Raw genomic sequence first — 14,404 nt, 5'->3', positions numbered from 1 at the left:
TCACGCCCCCTTCCGAGCCGAACGCTCGGCCGACTTGCTGTGGTTCGGGTTCTCCCAGATGACGGTGCCGCCCTGGCCGAGCCCGATGCACATCGTGGTGATGCCGTACTTGACGTCCGGTCGCTCGGCGAACTGTGCGGCGAGCTGGTTCATCAGCCGGACGCCACTCGACGCGAGCGGGTGGCCGACGGCGATCGCGCCGCCCCAGGCGTTCACGTTCGGGGAGTCCTGGGCGATGCCGTAGTTGTCGAGGAACGCGAGCACCTGGACGGCGAACGCCTCGTTGATCTCGAACAGGCCGATGTCGTCGATCGACAGGCCGGCCTTCGACAGTGCCTTGTCGGTCGCGGGGACCGGGCCGACGCCCATGACCTCGGGCTCGACGCCGGCGAAGGCGAACGAGACCATGCGCATCTTCGTCGACAGTCCGTGCTGCTTCGCGCCGTCCTCGGACGCGAGCAGGCTCATGGTGGCGCCGTCGTTCAGACCGGCGGCGTTGCCGGCGGTGACCCGTCCGTGGGGCCGGAACGGCGTCTTCAACGCGGCCAGCGCCTCCAGGGTCGTCCCCGGCCGCGGCGGCTCGTCGGTGCTGACGACGTCCCAGCCGTCGCCCTTGTTGACCTCGACCGGGATCACGTCCGGCTGGAGCTTGCCGTTCGCCCAGGCGGCGGCGTAGCGCTGCTGGGACTGGACGGCGTAGGCGTCCGTGCGGTCCTTCGTGATCGCGGGGAAGCGGTCGTGCAGGCGCTCGGCGGTGGCACCCATGACGAGGGCGTCGCTCGAGACCATGCGCTCCGCGACGAAGCGCGGGTTCGGGTCGGCGTTGAAGCCCATCGGGTGCCGGCCCATGTGCTCGACACCACCGGCGATCGCGATGTCGGCGGCGCCGAAGGCGATGGCACCCGCGAGCGTCGTGACGCTCGTCATGGCACCGGCGCACATGCGGTCGATCGCGTAGCCGGGGACCGACTTCGGCAGACCCGCGAGCATGCCGACCGTGCGGCCGAGCGTCAGCCCCTGGTCACCCTGCTGCGTGGTCGCCGCGACGGCGACGTCGTCCACGGCTGCGGTGTCGAAGGCGTTCCGGTCGAGCAGTCCGCGCATCGCGTGCACCGCGAGGTCGTCGGACCGGGTCTTCCAGAACACCCCCTTCTCGCCGGCTCGTCCGAACGGTGTGCGAACGCCGTCCACGAACACGACGTCTGATGCCTTTGGCAATCCGGGCCTCCCAGATCCTCATCGATCGGGCCGGAACGCAGGTCGCTCCGGCCTGGCCGGGCCTCGCCCGGCGACCCTCCCGACGCTATGCCCCCAGCCTGGGCGGCCGCATGCCGGTTGGGCAGTTCCTACGACTCGTCGTCGTCCGTCGCCGCGGGCCGCTGTGCAGCAGCCACAAAGGCCGACGCGATGATCGACGCGAGTTCCTCGACCTGCCACGGACGGGCATCGTGCTCGGCGAGGGCGGCGCCGACCAGCTCGGTCGACGGCGGCGACGGCGGTGCCCACGACACGAGCCGGAGCGTCTCCGGCGTGAGCAGGTTCTCGAGCGGGATGTCGAGCTCCTCGGCACGCTTCGTCACTGCGGCGCGCGCGGCCTTGTACCGGCGGTCGGCGGCCGGGTTGCGGTCCGCCCAGGCACGGGGTGGCGGGAGCGTCGCCTCGCCGGCGCCGCGGAGACGGGGGAGGTCCTCCGTGGTGCGGCCTTCCTCGACGGCGGCCCACCAGCGGTCGAGCTCGGAACGGCTGGCGCGGCCCGTGAAGGTCTTCAGCGCACCGAGTTCGGCGCGGGACTCGGGTGCGGCGGCCGCCGCGGCGACGATCGCCGAGTCGGGGATCGTGCGCCCGGGGGCGATGTCCGCCTGGCGGGCGTACTCGTCGCGGGCGAGCCAGAGCGACCGGGCGATCGCCAGTGCTCGAGCACCACGGAGCGCGTGCATGCCGGACAGCCGACGCCAGGGCTCGGCACGGGCGGGCTTCGGGGCGCGGTGCAGGACCGCGTCGAACTCCTCCTGGGCGATCCGGGTCTTGCCGGCCTCGTCGAGCTTCTCGGCGAGGGCGTCGCGGAGGTCGGGCAGCAGCTCGACGTCGAGCGACGCGTAGACGAGCCACGACTGCGGCAGGGGACGGGTCGACCAGTCGGCGGCCGAGTGCGCCTTCGCCAGGGTGATGCCGAGCAGCTGCTCGACGACGGCGCCGAGGCCGACACGGGGGAACCCGGCGATGCGGGCGCCGAGTTCGGTGTCGAAGATGCGCGTCGGGACGAGGCCGACCTCCTGCAGGCACGGCAGGTCCTGCGAGGCGGCGTGGAACAGCCACTCCTCGTCGACGATGGCGGCCTGCAGCTCCGAGAAGTCGCCGATCGGGATCGGGTCGAACAGGAACGCACCGGCACCGCGGCGGAACACCTGGATCAGGTAGGCGCGCTGCGAGTAGCGGTAGCCGCTGGCGCGCTCGGCGTCGACCGCGACGGGGCCGTGGCCGTGGCCGGCGGCGATGGCGGCGACCGCCTCGAGGTAGTCCTCGCGCGTGTCGATCACCTTGACGGCGTCGTGCGATGCCTCGAAGGCGGGGCTGGCGGCGGCGGCCGGAGCGGCCGAGCCAGCAGCGGCAGCCGGAGCAGTCGAGCCGGCAGCCGTGGCTGCGGACGCAGCCGAGCCGGTCGATCCAGCGGCGTCCTGGGGAGCGGGGTCGGTCACTTGGCGAGCCTCCTCGGGGCCAGCAGGGTCACGCCGTCCGATGCGGGCGGCAGACCGGCGAGCATGGCGACGATGTCCTGCCAGGCCCGGACGTGTGCGGTGAGGTCGTCGCCGCGTGGTGTCCACGACGCGCGGAGTTCCAGCTGGGCGCCGTCGCCCTGTGCGGCGAGGTCGCCGTACCCGCGCGAGATGATCTTGGTGGCCGTGCCCGAGGCGTGGTCGTACGTCGCACCGTGCGACTCGAGCGCGTCGACGAGCCAGCTCCAGGTGACGTCGGCGACGAACTCGTCGACGCCGATCTCCGGCTCGAGCGGCGCCTGGGCGAACGAGACGACACGGAACGCGCCGCCCCAGCCCTCGGGTTCTTCCGGGTCGTACAGGGCGATGAACCGGCCGGTGCCCAGGTCCGACTCGACCCCGTGCGCGGTGCCGGACACGTCCGCCGCCAGGGCGATCGAGAACGGTGCGATCCGGGTCGGCGAGGGGATCTCGGTGACGGTGGTCTCGGCACGGCCGCTGCCGCCGGACACGAACGCGCGGAGCCGCGCGAAGGCGTCGGGCTCTCGGGTTTCGGACACACATGCAGACTAGGCTCCGGGCCATGTCCCGATCCGCGCGACCCGCCGAGGACGTCGTCCAGGAGACCGCTCGATCGGCCGGGTTCATCGCACTCGGCGCCGGTCTGGCAGCTGCCGCGGTGGGGACGGCCGTCATCGGTGGCTTCGTCGCCGCCGTCGCCCGCGCCGTGGTCACCCCCGACCGCAAGCGCAACGAGCGCGTCCCGATCCACGCCGTCGACCCCGTCCGGAAGACCGTCACGATCGAGCGCACGGCCGACACCGAGCTGCAGGGCCGCTACTCGCTCTGGTTCGGCGGCGGCACCGGCCACATGCGCGTCGGCGAGGTCCTCGGCACGACCGACACCACCGTCACGCGCCGCATCATCGCGATCGACGCCGGCGACCCGACCGCCGCCCGTCGCGGTCGCTGGGGCGGCTGGTTCTACCTGACCCCCGGCGAACTCGACGTGCCCGTCGAGGACGTCGACATCCCCACCCCGAACGGCCCCGCCCCCGCGTGGGTCGTCCGCGCCGACGACCCGGCAGCGCCGTGGGCCGTCCTGGTGCACGGCCGTGGCGTCACGCGTGCCGAGACGATCCGCGCCGTCCCCGTCTTCCGCGCCGCCGGGTACTCGGTGGTGCTCGCCTCGTGGCGGAACGACGGCGTCGCCCCGCCGAGCGTCGACGGCCGCTACGGCCTCGGCAGCACCGAGTGGGAGGACGTCGACTCCGTCCTCCGCTGGCTCACCGCGCAGGACGCCCAGAGCGTCGTCCTGATGGGCTGGTCGATGGGCGGCGCCGTCGTGCTGCAGACCCTGCTCCGCTCGCGCTTCGCCGGCCTGGTCGACGGGGTGGTGCTGGAGTCCCCGGTGGTCGACTGGCACGCCGTCCTGAAGTCGCAGAGCCAGCTCCTGCGCCTGCCGCGTCCGGTCCGCAAGGTCGCGCAGCGCCTGCTCCGGACGCCGGTGCTGCACCGGCTCGCCGGGCTTCAGGCCCCTGTGGACTTGCGCGAGCTCGACATGGTCACGCGCTCCGACGAGCTCACGGTGCCGATCCTGCTGCTGCACAGCGACGACGACGGGTTCGTGCCGTCCTCGGCCTCGCACGACCTGGCCCGCGCACGGCCCGACCTGGTGCGGCTCGAGATCCAGACCACGGCCCGGCACACCAAGCTCTGGAACCACGACGCCGACTGGTTCGACGCCCGCATCCTCGCGTGGCTGACCGAGGTGGTCCAGCGGCGCGGGGCGGCCAGCGCGCGGTAGACGCGACCGAACGGCGGACGGGAGGCGCGGTGTCAGCTGGCACCGTGCCTCCCGTCCGTCCTTGCGTCCGCTCGGTCGCATCGTGAGCAGAAATGGTCGGGTCACCGTCCGACACCCGACCATTCCTGATCACGAAGCGGGTGGTCCGGCATTCGTTCCGTTCGTCGTCTGCTGTCGCGGCCCGAACTCCCCGAGACGAGTCGCCGGTCGGCCGAGCTGCGCTGGGCCGTGCGTCCGGTCGAAGGCATCGCTCATCGTCGTGAGCGGCGGTCGGACCGTAACGGTCCATTCGCCACTGTCGAACGCGTCGATCCGGACGACCAGGTTCGACTCGTCGGTCAGGTCCGAGCCGGGGAGGTAGCCGAGGAACTCGCCGTCGATGAGCTGCCGCATGCTGTCAGCGATCTCCATCGCCTCGGCATGGCTCAGGATGAGCCCGGGTTCGGCCGCCGCGTCGACGCGGCGTTCGAGTGGGAGCGCTTGGACCGGCTTGTCAGGGGACGTGACGGCGTACAGGGTCGTGAGGACCCAGACGAGCTCTGGTGAATCGAGCTCTGATGTTTTGAGCTCTGAGAAGAACTGCACCAGGTCGGGCAGCACGATGCGAGCAGCGGGGATTCGGTAGGTGACCATCCCCAGGTCGCCCGGCACTGTCGTGGTCATCCGTTCTCCTCGGTCGTCTCGGTCTGAGGCGAGAGGCCGCCCACGCTCATGGCAGCGAGGACGTCGGTCCTGCCGGGCGTGAACGCCGTGAATCCGACCCATGTGTCAGCCTGCACGATGCAGAACCGCGGCTGTTCGTCGCCGAGCGGCACGAGCGCACGGGCGAACTCGTCGAGTCCGCGGACGTCGAAGCCCTTCTCGGCGGCCATCGTGTACTTCGTCAGGAAGGTCCGTGCCGTCGCCAGCGCGCCCTGATCGAAGACACGGAGCCGTTCCTCGGCCGCGCACTGCGATGCCACCTCGAGCGCCAGTTCGGCCCCCGGGGCGTCTGATGTGCGCAGGCGCGAGCACAGCTCCTGGACGGTGATGTGGACGAGTCCGACGGATCGGTCGACCGCCGTGGCAGCCACGAGCGTCCGGTCCGTCGCGCGCAACACGACCGTCACGAGTTCATCGCCGTGCTCGACCTGACAGATCAGGACGAGCTCGTCCCCGAGGGCTTCGAGTGGGTCGATGAACGCTACGAGGTTCGGCTGCTTTGTCGAATAGCTCCTCCGGATGACCGCTGCGAACGAGCGTGCGGACACGTCGGAGACGAGCACTTGCGCGTCCGATCCCACTGCGGCGAGGACCTCGACGACACGATCTGGCAGGTCCACAGTCGTTCCGTTGGTGACCGCTTGGAGATGGTGGATCGAGATGGCCGGGGGCGCGTCCGTCACCGTCTGATCTCCGCGGACGACGGGCTGTGTCGGTACCGGACCTCGCCGTCGGGCAGAACGTCGATGTCCACTCGTGCGCGCCCCGGTTCGCTGTAGTGCCAGGACGGACCTCGGCGGTTCGACCAGCCCTCGAGCAACTCACCCGAGGCGAACCGGATGGCGATCCGCGCGCCCGTGACTGCACCGTCCGAGACGACCTTGTTGTGCAGGGCAAGGAGGTCGAGCAGGGACGGTTTGTCGCCGGGATCGAGGAACGCGTGCTCCCCGTCAGAGCCTGTCAGCGCGAAGTCGGTCTCGAACCGGAGCGAAGCACCGCTCGAGAAGCGGATCGTCACGTCTGGTCCGATGCTGATGAGGTCGACGGTGTCGCCGGCGATGTCCAGCGCGAAGGGCTGGCGCGGAACGCCGCTCATCCTCGATCTCCTTCCGTGCCCGTGACCGTGCCCGTGCTTCCGGTCGGCGGCTCGGTGCGGGCCGGGCGACCCTTCGGCCCGGAGACCTGCCAGGACTCGAACTCGGCATCGGGACCGGCGACGAGGGTGTCCCCGCCGTCGAAGATCAGCGTCAGTACGCCGTTCTCTGTCGAACTCCGAACGAGCTCGGCACCGAACAGCCGCAGGACCGGGAGCAGTGAGTCCTTGCGGTCGGGATCGACGACCGCGGTGCTTCCGGACCGGTCGGTGACGGTGCACTCGGATTCGAGCTGGACGCGGTAGCCGTTGCCGAACCCCAGCTCGAGCCGGAAGTCGACGCCTATGAGGTCGAGCGTGCCCGCGCGCTCGACGGTCATCGCGCCCCCGGTGGGGTCAGCGGTGTCAGCGACCATGATCGTTCCCTTGTACGGATTGCTGTTCAGGAGCTGCCCTCGCTGAGTCTGCTCGAGCAGATCGAGGTTCTCCGAAGAGTTCCCATGACGTCGGAGTGGGGCGGTACCGGAGGTCGTCGTACACCGGCCGCCACGGTTCCAAGCCGTGGTGGGCACGAACCGCTTTCTCCACGACCATCGGGGAGTCGACGGTCAGATGCGGAACACGGCGGGCCTCGTCAGCCGTCGCCCTCCTCATCCTCGACCTGTCGAAGTTCGTGACGTGCACCCCGTCGTAGTCCTCCGATCCGTGGCTGAACGCGGGCAGGAACCGGCGTTGGTCGGGAATGCTGTTGCCCACGATCTGCCACATGCCCGGTCGGAATCGCGCATCGAACGTCATCCGCGCGAGAATGGGAGTCGCTGCCGTCACCTCGCTGAGGTGGAGGCTCTGCACTGAGCTGACGGGCGCGACGAGGTCGAAGATGATGACGTAGAGCGCCTTCGTGTACTTGCCGATCACCTGTCCGAGCACCACCCTGCTGTCGTTGAGCGGCACGGTGAACACGTCACCGACCGCAACTGGGTAGATCTGTTGCTGTGAACTCAACCTGGTCCTCTCAGGTGTCGGTTGCACACGTCACAATTGCGATCGCGGGGGTGCTTCGCCCCAAACTTCGGCGGGCGGCTCGAGCCTGACGGGTGATGCTGTCCACGGATGGGGGAGCCATCCCCGCGTGGATCGGTGGACTCAAGAGAGCACGTTTCGTTCTCGTGGGCCGGTTGCTCTGTTTCTGCTCAAGGCTCGCGACCGTGCGGTGTTCACGGTGGCATTTCGGTCGAAGGCCCGGTGGTGCGGGTGGTCATCGCCGGCACTCGCGTTCCCGGCCCGAATGCCCGGGCAAATCCGTCCCGAATCTCGACCCGATTTGTGTCGATGATGATCGTCCACAACGAGCCGTCACTCATGTCGAGGCGGATGACTGCTCTGTCGATATCACCGACTTCGGATGGGTTGAATCCGACGAACTCGCCATCGATGAACTGCTGCGTGGTTTCGGTGAGTCGCATGAACGAGGCATTGTCGAGCACCGGATTGGGCAAGTGGGGCGCGCTCGAGAGCTGCTCCAGTTCGGCAACGTCCAGTCCGGGATCTCTCGACACGTTCACGAATATGTCCTCGGCCGTCCATGAAAGCTGCGGCAGATGAAGGGCGGACACGACGTCGGCGAGGTCGAACCATTCGCTATCGCCCTGTTCAGATTCACGGGTAAAAAGTCGCAGCATAGGATCCGATTCAACCTCGCCTTGTCCTCCGGTTGAAGACGCTGGCCATCATTCGTCAAATAGCAGTTGTTGAGCGCTGGGAATGTTTCTTGGCATCGAATCCGTGAACCATGGAAGCTCTAGACTGTCAATCCTCCCGTTCTTCGTCCAAATGAGAACTTCGCCGACAACCTCAGAAGATTCATCTGCATAAGAGGCTTCGATCGGAAGGGGCTGGTCCGGCAAACTGACGGCGGGTGAGTCGTCAAGGTCTATCTGCCAGATCCGTGGACCAGTCGCTCGGAATCCTCGAATTGCTCGCGCTTGGTCCTGCAATGGTCCTGATTCAGGTAGGAGTAGGTGATCCAAGCAAGTGCGGATGAGATCGTGCAGACGTGATTCGTCTTCTGTCTTCATGTTGTCCCAATCTTCAAGCTCGTAGGGCGGTTCGCGAGTCTGCCGGAGCTTGCCGACCAAGTCGTTCACTTCGTCGAGGAGCGCGGGCGAGCGCTCATCTCGTGGGCGTGCGCGTCTGCCTCGGTCTTGTAGATCTCGCCCCATGCGATGCTCGGAGGCATGACATGGACAGGCAGATCGACGTCAGGGAGACAGATCTGCACGAAGTGCGGGAAGGTGGGGAAGGTCCAGAGGTCTTCGTCTTCGAAGCGACTCCAGAGCAAAAGCTCCCCGACGCCCAGCGGGTGGCCGAGCTCCTGACCGTTCAGCGGCGGATCGCAGCTGACCATCAGCGCATGGTGACCGTTCGGTAGCTCGATCGGTCGTTCCACTTCGCACCGGAAGACAGACGAGAACCGCTTGCTGTCCATGGACGAGAGAAAGAAGACTTCTTGCATGTCAGAACTCCGGATTGATGCCGCTGACGCGATCGAGCTGGATCGCGCCCTTCTCGATGCCGTTCGGGATGATGTACTCGTCAATTCCGCCTCGGTTGCCGTCCAGGGGAAGAGCTGCCCTCGTCTTCACCACCGCGCTGGGGTCGCGCAAAGTCCCTTCGAGCAGGAACCGCCCCGAGTTCACGCTGTAATCGGGCTCAGTCTTCCCTGAAGGTAGTCCTGCGACGTCGCGGTAGTTGGCAACAGAACCAGGGTGGGACGGCGACCATGAGGCACCGGTCGCCTGAGCATCTCCGCCGTAGACACGGTAGATCTTCTGACCTTCGAAGGGCGTCGGGAGCTCGTCGCCGAGCTTGTTCAACGCTGTCGGCAGGTGCACCTTCGACATCGTGCCGCCGGTGGCCGCCGACGTCGCGGCACCTTCGGCCGCGTTCCGGAGCAGACCACCGGGGGTCACGGGCTGGCCGCTCACCGCGTAGTTCGCGACGTTCTCGGCCGCACCTTCAGCTGCGTTCTTGACCAGCTGCTTGCCGATCAGGGCTCCGGCACCACCACCGACGGCACCGAAGGCCCCGCTGACGGCGACCTGGCCCCAGTTCACCTCGCCGGTGGTGGCCTTCTGGATGATGGTGTCGGCACCGGCGCTGATGAGCATCGCGCCGACCGGACCACCCACCCCGGTGGCGACGAGCACCCCTCCGGCGACGACCATGGCACCGCCGGCGACGTACTCCCAGTTGTCCGCGAACCAGTCACCGGTCGCGGCTGCGGCACGTGCGAGCGGCCCCTGCTGCGCCGCCGCGTAGGCCTCGAGCTCGGCGTCGGTGACCGGCGCAAGTCCGAGCGGGTCGATGGCGTGCAGCGGATCGTTGCCGGCGAACGAGTACGGGTTGCCGGCCCAGGCTGCTCCGGCGGGCGCGGTGACCGGGTCGACGGACAGTAAACCGCGCGACGACGGGTCGTAGGCGCGGGCACCCATCCACTCGAGGCCGGCGACCTGCAGCGAACCGTCGGCGCCGAGTGCGATGCCGCCGGGCAGGCCGGAGCCGCCGAGGTCGACGAGCGTCTGCCACGGGTCGGCGTCGTCGGCTGCTCTCGTGGTGCGCCGACCGCTGGTGGCCCACCCGTCGTCCACGCCGGTGAGACCACCGGGAGCACGGACGACCGGTGTGTCGCCGACAGCCAGGAGCGTCGGTGCGAACGCGGCGGTGTCCCAGTCGATCGGGACGCCGTCGACATCGGCGAGTTCACCGAGGGCGTCGACGTGCAGGTCGGTCGTGGTGCTGCGTGCCGCGGTGGTCTCCGCCACCCCGGTGAGGTGACCCTGCGGGGTCCAGCCGTACGTGGTCGTCACGCCGTCGGCTCGGAGCGCCTGCACCCGACGACCAGCGCCGTCGTAGGCGTACTCCACCTCGGGCGACCCGTCCACGGCGTCGACGCCGATCAGCTGACCGGCGGCGTCGTGCCGGAACCGTCGGGCCCCGGAGTCCGTCCGTTCCTCAGCCAGACGACCAGCGACGTCGTAGACCCAGTCGGTGCGACGGGCTTCCTGGACGGACGCCACCAGCTGCGCGGCATCGTCGTGCTCGTAGGTGGTGCTCCCACCGGGTCCGTCGACCCGGGTGATGCGCCCGTCGGCGTCGCGTTCGATCGTGCTGGCGTGCGTGCCGTCCGCGTCGATGCGCGTGTGCCGGACCACGTGTCCGTTCGCGTACTCCCAGGTCTGCAGCTGATCGCCGCCGCGGGCTTGCAGGAGCCGCCCCGCCGCGTCGTGCTCGTACCGGACCTCGCCGAATGCGGAGTGGTCGACGCGGACGACCCGTCCGGTGTCGTCGTGCTCGTACCGGGTCGTGGACCCGTCAGGGGACTGCACCGAGGTGCGGAGTCCGTCGGCATCGTGGGTCCACCGGGTCTCGCGCGCGCCGGTGGCACGGCGGACGAGCTGGCCCAGTCGGCTGAACTCGAGGACGTGGGTGGCGGGGGAGTCGGGACGGGTCTCGTCGGTGATCGTCACCGTGCGAGCACGCGCATCGCGGTCGATGCGGCCGATCAACCGGTCACCGGCGTACTGCGCGGATTCCCGACCGGCCGCGTCGTACTCCCACCGAAGGACGCTCCCGTCCGGGTCGGTCTGGGTGAGCTGGCGCCCGGCCGCATCGTAGGTCGCCGTCGTCGTGCGACCGAGCTGATCGGTGGACGAGGCCACCTTGTCGAGCTGCGTGTACGTGCGGAGAGTCACCCCACCCAGCGGATCGACGGTGCGGACGAGGCGCCCACGCTGGTCGTACTCGTACCGGGTGGTGCCGCCGAGCCCGTTCACCGCGGCGACGAGTTGTCCGGCGGCGTCGTAGCGGAAGGTCCGCTGGCCGAAGCGGGTGTCGCGCGCCGACACGACCCGACCCACGCGGTCGTACCGGTACCGGGCGGTGCCGACCCCGGGCACGTCGGCGTGGACGACCCGACCCTGGCGGTCGTACTCGGTCCGGGCGACCTCGCCGGTCGGCAGGGTGCGCGCGACGACCCGTGAATCGGCGTCGTAGGTCAGCGTGGTGCGTGCGCCGGCGGGGTCGATCGCGCTGACCGGGCGGCCGCACGCGTCGTACTCGTACCGGGTGGTGCGGCCCGCCGGAGTCGTCACACCGACGACTCGTCCGGCCAGGTCACGCTCGATCCTGGTGAGTCCACCGTCCGCGTCGACGAGTTCGACCGGTCGGCCGCAGGCGTCGTACGTCGTGAGTTCGGCGGAGGCGTCTGTGTGCTCGAGCCGGGTCGGGCGCCCGAACTCGTCGGTCGTGACGGACACGGCATCGAAGGCGTCCCGGACCGTGGAGACGCCGTCAGCGCGCGAGCGCCCCACCTCGGTGCGGACACCGGTGGGGTCGACCGTCGCGCCGAGGGCTCCGACCATGTCGTGCTCGCGTGTCCAGGTGCCGCCGGCCGGGTCGACCACGGCTTCGAGTCGGGAGAGCGCGTCGTGCACGAACGCCCACTCGGCACCGTCGGGCAGGGTCATCGACGAGACGTTGCCGAAGGCGTCGAAGTCCTTCGTCACGACGCGACCGAGGGGATCCGTGGTGGACACGATCTCGCCGTGCTGGCCGTAGGTGACCTCGGTGCGGGCACCGGTCGGATCGATCGTCGCCGTGACCCGACCGCCGTCGCCGTGCTCGAACCGCCACAGCCCGCCGTCCGGGTCCTCACGCGCGGTGAGCAGGCCGGCGGCGTCGTAGCGGTACCGGGTCCGGTTGCCGAGCGGTGTGACGGCCTCGATGATCCGGCCTCCGGGGTCGCGGACCAACTGCGCGGTGTCGCCGACGGCGTTCTCGACCCCGGTGAGCTCACCGGACGCATCGTGGTGGAAGGAGACGACGACGCCCATCGGATCGGTCGTCCCCACGAGCAGGCCGTCCCGCCACTCGAGCAGCGTGCGACCGCCGACAGGGTCGATGACGACGGAGGGGTTCCGGTCGTCGCCCGCGTACTCGTACTCGACGACCCCGCCGTTCGCGGTGACCACCGTGGTCATGCGGTCCTGCTCGTCGTACCCGAAGGTCAGGTCGGCGCCCTCCGGTGTCACGGTCCGGACGCGCCGTCCTCGCTCGTCGTACCCGTGGACGGTCACCTGCCCGTCGCGCTCGGTCACCGAGACGAGGTTGCCGTGCGGGTCGTACGACATCGACTGACGCCGCCCGTCGGTGTCGATGATCCCGACGACCCGGCCCTTGCGGTCGGCGATCCACGTGTTGGTGTGGTCGCCGTCGACGTCGGAGACCGAGGTGACGCGGCCCGGCAGGTACGCGAACCGCACGCGCCGTCCGAACGGCGTGCGCTGCTCGACGACACGGCCACGGGCGTCGTAGGTGTTCTCGCACTCGACCACACCCGTGGCAGCGGTCACGCGGTCGATCAGCCCGTCGTCGTTCCAGCGGTACTGACGGCTGCCGACGGCGTCCGTCGCACGGACGAGTCGACGAGCATCGTCGTAGTGGTACTCCATGCGGCGTCCGTCGGAGGCGGTCGTCGACGCCACACGGTCGCCCGCGTACTCGACGTCGATGAACCGTCCGAAGACGTGCGACAGGCGGGTGATGCGGTCCTGCTGGTCACGCCGCACGGTCACCGTGGTGCCGGCTCCGCGACCGAAGTTCGACCACAGCCCGGACCGCGTGAACGCCCAGCGACCACCGGCGTTGTCCTGGACGACGAGGGCGTCCCCCTCGGCCCGGAGCCACAGGTCCTCGCCGACCGCGCGGTCCCAGCCGTCGCCCTGCCGCGGGAAGTCGACCTGCCGGCCGTCGTCGAGCACGACCGACGCGGCGTCGTCGGTGATCTCCAGCCGGGTGTCGAGGATCGAGGACCACCCGAGCCCGAACACCCCGGCACGGCCGTCGAGCGAGTTGTACATCCGGGTGAGCCGGAGCGACGCCGCCTGCCCGGCGAACGACAGGTCGGTCTCGGGCTCCAGGAAGTTGCCCGTGGCGGTGTTGACGGGATCGTCGGCGAACCCGTTCGTCGGGGGCGTCCCCATCGCCGAGAACGGTCCGATGGTGAAGTCGTCACGTCCGGCGTCGATGCCCGCCGCGGACAGGGCCGCCGCGATCGCCGCGTCCGACAGCGTCGCGGGCCCGGCACCACCACCGGCGGCTTCGAACTGCGCGGCGACGGTGCCCGCCCAGTCGGCGTCCTGCCCGTTCGCGGTGAGCCAGTCGTTGACGGCGGTCAGCAGCGACTGGGCGTTCAGCGTGCCCCAGCAGGGGTTGCACTCGGCCTCGTAGTCGCTCAGGGCGTTGCGGAACGTGGAGTCGGCACCCGACAGGTCGGAGTCGAGCGTGCGGGTGTTCGCCTCGAAGGAGCGGAGGTCTTCGGGGACGGCCGACGACGTCCCACCGCTGGTCCCACCACCCGCGGGGATCTCGCGCCCCTTGACGCTGACCTCGTCCGCCTGCAGCCGCGGCTCCGGTTCCGGCTCCGGGGGCTTCGGGTCGTCGCCCCCGCCGAACCACGTCGAGATCTCGTGTCCGGCGCCGACGAAGAAGTTCTCCTCGCGTTCACGCTTGCGGGCGTCCCACGCCTTCGCCTGCTTCCGCCGGTCGTCCTCGTCCTTCGCGGCGTCGCGGAGTTCCTGCACGAACCCCGACAGGCTCTGCAACGACTCGACGAGCTTCGTCGCGCTGCGCGCACCGATGTCGGCGTTGTCCGCGAAGACCTCGGAGAAGTACCCCCGGAACTCCGCACTGGCGGCCGTCACCGACGACGACCGCGATCCGGACTGGCTGCCGATCGACGACGCGAGCGCCGTCGAAGCCGATTTGAGCGTGTCCGCCGCGCTGTACGAGTAGCCGGTCGGATCGTTCCCGTGGATCTTCGCCATCGTCAATTCCCCCCATGGTGCTGACCGGCCCATCCTGTCACGGCCGGCGACTGAAATGCCAGAGGACCGCATGCATCCGAAACGAGCAACGGACAGGAGGCGCGGGGGCCGCGGGCCCCCCCCCCCCAGGCCCGCCACCGGGCGCGGCAACGCCGCCCCCCCCGGGTTCTCCCCCCCCCCCCCCCCCCCCCGCGGCCGCCCG

Annotated in this window: 12 protein-coding genes; 1 reads left to right on the top strand and 11 read right to left on the bottom strand. The window is 69.7% G+C overall.

The features are described from left to right. The 3 genes from ABRP24_RS09455 to ABRP24_RS09445 all read right to left on the bottom strand — a co-directional run bounded on the left by ABRP24_RS09455 (nt 1) and on the right by ABRP24_RS09445 (nt 3,274). A complete protein-coding gene (locus ABRP24_RS09455; protein WP_027465475.1) occupies nt 1-1,218 on the bottom strand; it encodes a thiolase family protein in 1,218 nt (405 codons plus the stop codon). A gap of 128 nt (nt 1,219-1,346) precedes the next feature. After that, the gene (locus ABRP24_RS09450; protein ID WP_371836747.1) at nt 1,347-2,696 is read right to left on the bottom strand and encodes an HRDC domain-containing protein; all 1,350 of its coding nucleotides are present in this window, start codon (nt 2,694-2,696) and stop codon (nt 1,347-1,349) included. Further along, nucleotides 2,693-3,274 carry a DUF3000 domain-containing protein gene (locus ABRP24_RS09445; protein ID WP_017886108.1) on the bottom strand — a complete coding sequence of 194 codons (582 nt, stop codon included), beginning with the start codon at nt 3,272-3,274 and terminating at the stop codon, nt 2,693-2,695. Before ABRP24_RS09445 ends, ABRP24_RS09450 begins: the two co-directional genes overlap by 4 nt. Nucleotides 3,275-3,297: 23 nt before the next feature. Between ABRP24_RS09445 and ABRP24_RS09440 the strand changes: the two genes are divergently transcribed. Then, nucleotides 3,298-4,521, top strand: a complete 1,224-nt coding sequence (locus ABRP24_RS09440) for an alpha/beta fold hydrolase (protein WP_146247938.1) — start codon at nt 3,298-3,300, stop codon at nt 4,519-4,521. A 129-nt stretch (nt 4,522-4,650) separates the two neighbouring features. On the opposite strand, the gene ABRP24_RS09435 is transcribed toward ABRP24_RS09440, so the two are convergent. The 8 genes from ABRP24_RS09435 to ABRP24_RS09400 all read right to left on the bottom strand — a co-directional run bounded on the left by ABRP24_RS09435 (nt 4,651) and on the right by ABRP24_RS09400 (nt 14,202). Further along, a complete protein-coding gene (locus ABRP24_RS09435) occupies nt 4,651-5,184 on the bottom strand; it encodes a hypothetical protein (RefSeq protein ID WP_349849356.1) in 534 nt (177 codons plus the stop codon). Beyond that, complete coding sequence (locus tag ABRP24_RS09430; protein ID WP_349849354.1) at nt 5,181-5,843, bottom strand: hypothetical protein; 663 nt, start codon at nt 5,841-5,843, stop codon at nt 5,181-5,183. Before ABRP24_RS09430 ends, ABRP24_RS09435 begins: the two co-directional genes overlap by 4 nt. A 59-nt stretch (nt 5,844-5,902) precedes the next feature. Further along, nucleotides 5,903-6,319, bottom strand: coding sequence for a DUF6188 family protein (locus ABRP24_RS09425; protein WP_017886112.1), 417 nt, complete (start codon nt 6,317-6,319; stop codon nt 5,903-5,905). Further along, a complete protein-coding gene (locus ABRP24_RS09420; protein WP_349849352.1) occupies nt 6,316-6,732 on the bottom strand; it encodes a DUF6188 family protein in 417 nt (138 codons plus the stop codon). The genes ABRP24_RS09425 and ABRP24_RS09420 overlap by 4 nt, the downstream gene beginning before the upstream one ends. Then, the gene (locus ABRP24_RS09415) at nt 6,722-7,279 is read right to left on the bottom strand and encodes a hypothetical protein (RefSeq protein ID WP_371836746.1); all 558 of its coding nucleotides are present in this window, start codon (nt 7,277-7,279) and stop codon (nt 6,722-6,724) included. Before ABRP24_RS09415 ends, ABRP24_RS09420 begins: the two co-directional genes overlap by 11 nt. Nucleotides 7,280-7,533: 254 nt before the next feature. Beyond that, nucleotides 7,534-7,998: a hypothetical protein gene (locus ABRP24_RS09410; RefSeq protein WP_349849348.1), complete on the bottom strand. Its 465-nt coding sequence runs from the start codon at nt 7,996-7,998 to the stop codon at nt 7,534-7,536. A 461-nt stretch (nt 7,999-8,459) separates the two neighbouring features. After that, nucleotides 8,460-8,831: a hypothetical protein gene (locus ABRP24_RS09405; RefSeq protein WP_349849346.1), complete on the bottom strand. Its 372-nt coding sequence runs from the start codon at nt 8,829-8,831 to the stop codon at nt 8,460-8,462. Between the two features lies 1 nt (nt 8,832). Then, the gene (locus tag ABRP24_RS09400) at nt 8,833-14,202 is read right to left on the bottom strand and encodes a DUF6531 domain-containing protein (RefSeq protein ID WP_349849344.1); all 5,370 of its coding nucleotides are present in this window, start codon (nt 14,200-14,202) and stop codon (nt 8,833-8,835) included. Between the last annotated feature and the right edge of the window lie 202 nt (nt 14,203-14,404).

Source organism: Curtobacterium sp. WHRI 8282, assembly GCF_040223925.2.
GTDB lineage: Bacteria > Actinomycetota > Actinomycetes > Actinomycetales > Microbacteriaceae > Curtobacterium > Curtobacterium flaccumfaciens.
The sequence above is the reverse complement of the archived record's forward strand: the minus strand, read 5'-3'. Positions and strand labels throughout refer to the sequence as shown.